Annotated in this window: 6 protein-coding genes and 1 pseudogene; 2 read left to right on the top strand and 5 right to left on the bottom strand. The window is 67.6% G+C overall.

The genetic code is table 11. The features are described 5' to 3' along the window. Positions 1 to 116 precede the first annotated feature (116 nt). Both Q1V87_RS00970 and Q1V87_RS00965 read right to left on the bottom strand, forming a co-directional pair. Positions 117 to 539, bottom strand: coding sequence for a TA system VapC family ribonuclease toxin (locus Q1V87_RS00970; protein WP_300590470.1), 423 nt, complete (start codon positions 537 to 539; stop codon positions 117 to 119). Beyond that, a complete protein-coding gene (locus Q1V87_RS00965) occupies positions 536 to 784 on the bottom strand; it encodes a CopG family transcriptional regulator (protein WP_300590469.1) in 249 nt (82 codons plus the stop codon). The genes Q1V87_RS00970 and Q1V87_RS00965 overlap by 4 nt, the downstream gene beginning before the upstream one ends. Positions 785 to 857: 73 nt before the next feature. On the opposite strand from Q1V87_RS00965, the gene Q1V87_RS00960 reads away from it, so the two are divergent. Continuing rightward, positions 858 to 1,703, top strand: coding sequence for a nitroreductase family protein (locus Q1V87_RS00960; protein WP_300590468.1), 846 nt, complete (start codon positions 858 to 860; stop codon positions 1,701 to 1,703). Positions 1,704 to 1,730: 27 nt separating this feature from the next. Here Q1V87_RS00960 and Q1V87_RS00955 read toward each other — a convergent pair. From Q1V87_RS00955 to Q1V87_RS00945, 3 genes and pseudogenes are all read right to left on the bottom strand, one after another. Then, positions 1,731 to 2,891: pseudogene (locus Q1V87_RS00955) on the bottom strand (5-(carboxyamino)imidazole ribonucleotide synthase). 55 nt (positions 2,892 to 2,946) lie between these two features. After that, entirely contained in the window at positions 2,947 to 3,522 is a 576-nt protein-coding gene (locus tag Q1V87_RS00950) for a PH domain-containing protein (protein WP_300590467.1), read from the bottom strand. A gap of 19 nt (positions 3,523 to 3,541) precedes the next feature. Next, complete coding sequence (locus tag Q1V87_RS00945; protein ID WP_300590466.1) at positions 3,542 to 4,333, bottom strand: biotin--[acetyl-CoA-carboxylase] ligase; 792 nt, start codon at positions 4,331 to 4,333, stop codon at positions 3,542 to 3,544. Between the two features lie 229 nt (positions 4,334 to 4,562). Between Q1V87_RS00945 and Q1V87_RS00940 the strand changes: the two genes are divergently transcribed. Continuing rightward, positions 4,563 to 5,335, top strand: a 773-nt coding sequence (locus Q1V87_RS00940) for a carboxyl transferase domain-containing protein (RefSeq protein ID WP_300590465.1), incomplete at its 3' end; no start/stop codon positions are given.

Raw genomic sequence — 5,335 nt, 5'->3', positions numbered from 1 at the left:
CCCATGACGACACCGACGAGCGGGGCGGGGGAACTGTGGAGCGCAGCGGTCACCGGACCAGGCTAGGGTGCATGGCTGGGGATTGCCCGCAACGGCACCCCCGAAGGGAGAATCCGTCAGGAAGGGCGGATTGCTTCGATGCCCTCAAAGCGACCGAAGTCGCGATCAAAGGTCGCGACCGGGCACGCGTGGGCACGGGCGACTGCCGCAATGTAGGCATCCGACACAAGGTTTCCGATCGCACCGGAAGCAACGCACATGTCGAGGAACGGCTCGATCCCGTCAGAGAGGCCGGGAACAGACCGGTAGCCCGGAGCCCGGGTGATGGCTTTGGCGTAGGAGGCCGCTTCGGGAAGTGTCAACGGCTTCTCGAAGACTCGACGACTCGTGGCCACTCGTACAAACCCTGACCACACCGCATCGGGGACGAGCACCTCATCCGAAGCCAGACGCTCCACGAGGAAACGTCTGGCCGGCTCATGGTCCGGATGTCGGGTGGCGCTGGCAGCAACCAACACGTTGACATCGACCAGAATCACGGGGATACCGACTCGTCCTCATCGAGCAGGTCGTAGAGCGCTCGATTGGAGCTGACGTCTACCCCCCGCAGCACTCCGCCAGCCTCGAAAGAGGGCAGGTCGACGACAGCCGCGGTCTCTGGCTTCTCGACGAGGTAGGCACGCAGGGCGTCATCCAGAAAGGCGCCGAGGGTGACGCCCCGGTCGGCTGCGCGCTTCTTGGCGCGCGAAAGTAGCGCGTCATCGATGGAAAGCGTGGTGCGCATGATGCCGATTCTAGAGCATCATGCGCATCACCTCTCAGCACTCGGCAAGATAGGAGGCAAGATAGGGGATCTGATGACAGAACAACACGTCAGCATCGCGGACGACATCGATGCTCTGCTGCGCGCCCGGTATGGCGCTGCGGCTCCCGAGCTGACCGAGCCGGCCGCGCTCAACTCGGCAACGCTGGCAGGGCTCTTGCGTCACCACACGGTGCGCAGCTTCACTGACGCGCCGGTGAGCGACGAGGCAATCACCGCGATGGTCGCTGCCGCCCAATCGGCCGCGAGTTCCTCGAACCTGCAGCTGTGGAGCGTCGTCGAGGTTCGGGATGCTGCGACCCGCCGTGCCCTCGTGGGCGAGGTCGGCGCGAGCACCTTCGTTGCTGACGCTCCCGTCATTCTGCTGTTCATCGCAGACTGGGCCCGCGCCTCGGCGATAGCGGCGGCTCAGGGCGCATCGGACGAGGCTGCCGACTACCTTGAATCCACCCTCGTTGCCTTCGTCGACGCTGCGCTCGCCGCGCAGAACGCGGTCATCGCGGCGGAGTCGTTGGGGCTCGGAACCTGCTACCTCGGGTCGGTTCGCAACAACCCTGAGCGCGCTGCCGAGCTGATCGGGCTACCCGCCCGGGCGATGGTGGCGTTCGGCCTCGCTGTCGGGTATCCCGATCCCACCGACACCGCAGGGATCAAACCGCGCCTCGCGCCGGGCGTCGTGCACTCCCGCGAGCGCTACACGCCGATCACGGATGCCGACGTCGCCGCCTACGACACCGAGATCGCCGCCTACCACGCGAGCCAGGGACGCCCGACGGGATGGAGTCAGGCCGTCATCCGTCGCGTGAAGGATGCGGCGGGGCTGAACGGTCGCGACCGGATGCGCGCGTGGCTGACCGGACGCGGCCTGCCCTCGAACTAGGCATCCGTCCCGACGCCCGGTATCGCCTCAGTCCTGGAAGAACGCGGCTGCCGCGCGCGCGTCGTAGACGACGTCGTCGAGGTCCGCGCCGAAGGCGTTCACGTGCCCGACCTTGCGTCCCGGGCGCGGCTGTTTGCCGTAGGTGTGAATACGAGCAGCCGGATGCTGAGCCATCGCCGCAGCGAACCGCTATGAGAGGCCGCCCTCGCTGGGCCCGCCGAGGATGTTGATCATCACCGACCACGGCGCAACGGGCGACGTATCCCCCAACGGGAGGTCGAGCACGGCACGCAGGTGCTGTTCGAACTGGCTCGTCACGGCACCGTCCTGGCTCCAGTGGCCGCTGTTGTGCGGCCGCATCGCGAGCTCGTTCACGAGGATGCGGTCATCCGCCGTCTCGAACAGCTCGACGGCGAGCATCCCCGTGACACCGAGCCCCTCGGCGATCCGCTCGCCGACTTCGGCAGCTGTCGCGGCGAGGCGAGCACTGGCGCCCGGCGCCGGCGCGAGCACCTCGGCGCACACACCGTCACGCTGGACGGTCTCGACCACGGGATAGGCGCGAACCGCGCCCGACGGCGTGCGGGCCACCTGCTGCGCGAGCTCTCGGGTGAACTCGACGAGTTCTTCGACCAGCAGCGCACCGCCCCCGGCATCCTCGGCGAGCGCCGTGAACCAGTCGGCAGCACCATCCGGCGACGAAACGACCCGCACACCTTTGCCGTCGTATCCACCCCGAGGCGTCTTCACGACGGCCCGACCGCCGTGTGCATCGAGGAAGGCGGCGAGCTCATCGGGACCGGTGACGGCAGCCCAGTCGGGCTGCGGCATCCCCATCTCCTGCAGTCGCGTGCGCATCAGCAGCTTGTCTTGCGCGTAGCGGAGGGCGTCGGGGCCGGGGTGTACTGCCACGCCGGCGTCCACCAGCGCGCGAAGCACCTGCTGCGGCACGTGCTCGTGATCGAAGGTGACGACATCAACCTCGCGCGCGAACGCGAGAACGGTGTCGGCGTCTCGGTAGTCGCCGATGGCGGATGCCGCGAGCGCCGCAGCCATCCCCTCCTGCTCGGCGAGCACCTGGATCTCGACGCCGAGTTCGACAGCAGGCGCGATCATCATCCGCGCCAACTGTCCGCCGCCGATCACACCGACGCGATAGGTCATAGCAGTCCTCCCGTTCGGATCCATTCTGGCGCGAACCGGCCGGATCGCTCGCGTCGGCGGCCCGCAGGCCCGGGTCGCCTCAGGACTCGGGCGGTGCCTGACCGTCGCGGTGGGCGAGGATCTGGTTGACCTCAACCTGATCGATGAGCACTTCGTGAACGAGCGCCACCTGCGGAACTCGCGTCATCCGCATCGGTGCGTCGACACCGTTGGAGAGGATGAGCGTGCCGCTGCCGGCGAGGCGCTGCAGCGGTCCGCGGCGCATCTGCACCGAGTATCCGCGAACGTGAGCGAGCTCACGTCGCCGGGTCACGAACAGCCCGCTGCGCTCGATGACACGTCGCGTCGTGATCGTGTACACGTGAGCACGCCAGGCCAGAAACGGCAGGAACACGAGCACAAAGATGACCACGGCAGCTGCCGCCAGCAGCATCCAGTTCTCGAACGGCGCCGGCAGGTTGTCGTAGAAGTACCCGGCCGCTGCGGCGACAGCGACGAGCACGATCGCCGACAGGATCAGCGCGGGCCGGCGACCCCGGATCTTGGCGATCAGCAGTTCGGGTGTCGAGACACCGGGCGCGGGAGCCAGCGGCCGCCCGACAGAGGTCGGCGGCGGGGAGTACCCCGACGGACCTGTGCCTGGATGCAGCGACATACCCCCATTGTGGGGGGTCTCAGCGGACATGGATGACGTCCCCCGCCGCGACCGGCACTGATTCGCCGCCCACCGCGACGACGAGTCGCCCGGCATCGTCGAGCGCGGCGGCGGTACCCTCCAGCACCCGGTCATCGGGCAGCATCACACGGACCTCGCGCCCGAGGGTCCCGCAGAGCCGCTGAATCTCGGCGCGAACGTCGCTGGCGCCCGCCGCGGACACGGCGGCCCGCAGCATCCGGTCGAGAACCCGGAGGTAGTCGGCGAGCAGGCGATCGAGGTCGACGTCTGCTCCGGCGATCGCCAACGAGGTCGCCGTGGGCACGGGAAGCTGCTCGGGCGTCATCCGCGTATTGACCCCCGCGCCGACGACGATGGCGTCGGGCTCACCTGGCACCATCTGCGACAGGATGCCGCACACCTTCGCCCCGTCGATCAGAACGTCATTCGGCCACTTCAGCGCCACGCGCGAGCTGCCATCTAGAACGTCGGCGGCGAACTGGCCCCGAATCGCGAGTGTCATCGCCGCGCCGGTGATCAGCGGAACCCAGCCACGCTGGTCGGCCGGCAAATGCGGTACCCGAACGAGCACCGAGATCGCGAGGGCAGCTCCCGCCGGAGCAGTCCACGTGCGATCCAGCCGTCCCCGCCCCGACCGCTGGTCGTCAGTCACCAGCACGGAGAGGTGGGGGTAGGCATCCGGCTGCCGTGCCACGCTCGCCAGAAGGTCGGCGTTCGTGGACCCCGTGTGCGCGAGGACATCCAGTCGGCTAGCGATGGCCGCCGTCCGCGGAAAGTCGACTGCCTGCATCCGTTCACTGTAGGGCCGCCAGTCTCGGCCACCCCGACGCGAATCGTCACGGTAGGAGAAATCGCGGAGGTAGGCAGATTCCCCCACCAAATGGCCTACGCCGGGGATATCGCCTACCTCCGGGAGGGCAATGACCACCGCCTCCGCATCGGGAAAGGCATAACGGATGCCGCGGCGCGTTGTCGCTGGTCTCCAAGGGCTTCCCGCGACACGCCGATAGTGTGGAGGCGTGACCGACGACAACGACCTGTTCACGACGGCCGGCAAGATCGCCGACCTGCGCGCGCGCTACCAGGAGGCTGTCGTCTCCGCCGAGGAGTCAGCCCGCGAGAAGCAGCACGCCAAGGGCAAGCTCACGGCCCGTGAGCGCATCGAGCTGCTCGTCGATCCCGGCAGTTTCACGGAGCTCGACGAATACGTGCGGCACCGCACGACAGCCTTTGGGATGGACAAGTCGCGCCCCTACGGCGACTCCGTGGTCACCGGCACCGGCACGATCCATGGCCGCACGGTAGCGGTCTACGCCCAGGATTTTTCAACCTTCGGCGGATCGCTCGGCGAAGTAGCCGGCGAGAAGATCATCAAGGTCATGGAGCTGGCGCTGCGGTGCGGGATGCCGATCATCGGCATCCTGGATTCCGGCGGCGCGCGCATCCAGGAGGGTGTGGTCGCCCTCGGAAAATACGGTGAGATCTTCCGACTCAACACGCGCGCGTCGGGTGTCATCCCGCAGATCTCGATCATCATGGGGCCTGCTGCCGGTGGCGCCGTGTACTCCCCCGCCCTCACCGACTTCGTCATCATGGTCGACAAGACGAGCCAGATGTTCGTGACAGGCCCCGATGTCATCAAGACCGTCACCGGCGAGGACGTCGGGATGGAAGAGCTCGGCGGCGCCTACACGCACAACACCCGGTCGGGAGTTGCGCACTATCTCGCCGAAGACGAGGATGACGCGATCGACTACGTCCGCACGATGCTGGGCTTTCTTCCCGACAACAA

The sequence above is a fragment of the Microbacterium sp. genome (assembly GCF_030149085.1).
Classification (GTDB): Bacteria; Actinomycetota; Actinomycetes; order Actinomycetales; family Microbacteriaceae; genus Microbacterium.
Note: the sequence above shows the minus strand (reverse complement) of the source record. Positions and strands in the feature narration are given on the sequence as shown.

Bases quoted from the DNA above. Each gene is read 5' to 3' on its own strand.
- Q1V87_RS00960 (WP_300590468.1), top strand. From the start codon at position 858: ATGACAGAACAACACGTCAGCATCGCGGACGACATCGATGCTCTGCTG.
- Q1V87_RS00945 (WP_300590466.1), bottom strand. From the start codon at position 4,333: ATGCAGGCAGTCGACTTTCCGCGGACGGCGGCCATCGCTAGCCGACTG.
- Q1V87_RS00950 (WP_300590467.1), bottom strand. From the start codon at position 3,522: ATGTCGCTGCATCCAGGCACAGGTCCGTCGGGGTACTCCCCGCCGCCG.
- Q1V87_RS00965 (WP_300590469.1), bottom strand. From the start codon at position 784: ATGCGCACCACGCTTTCCATCGATGACGCGCTACTTTCGCGCGCCAAG.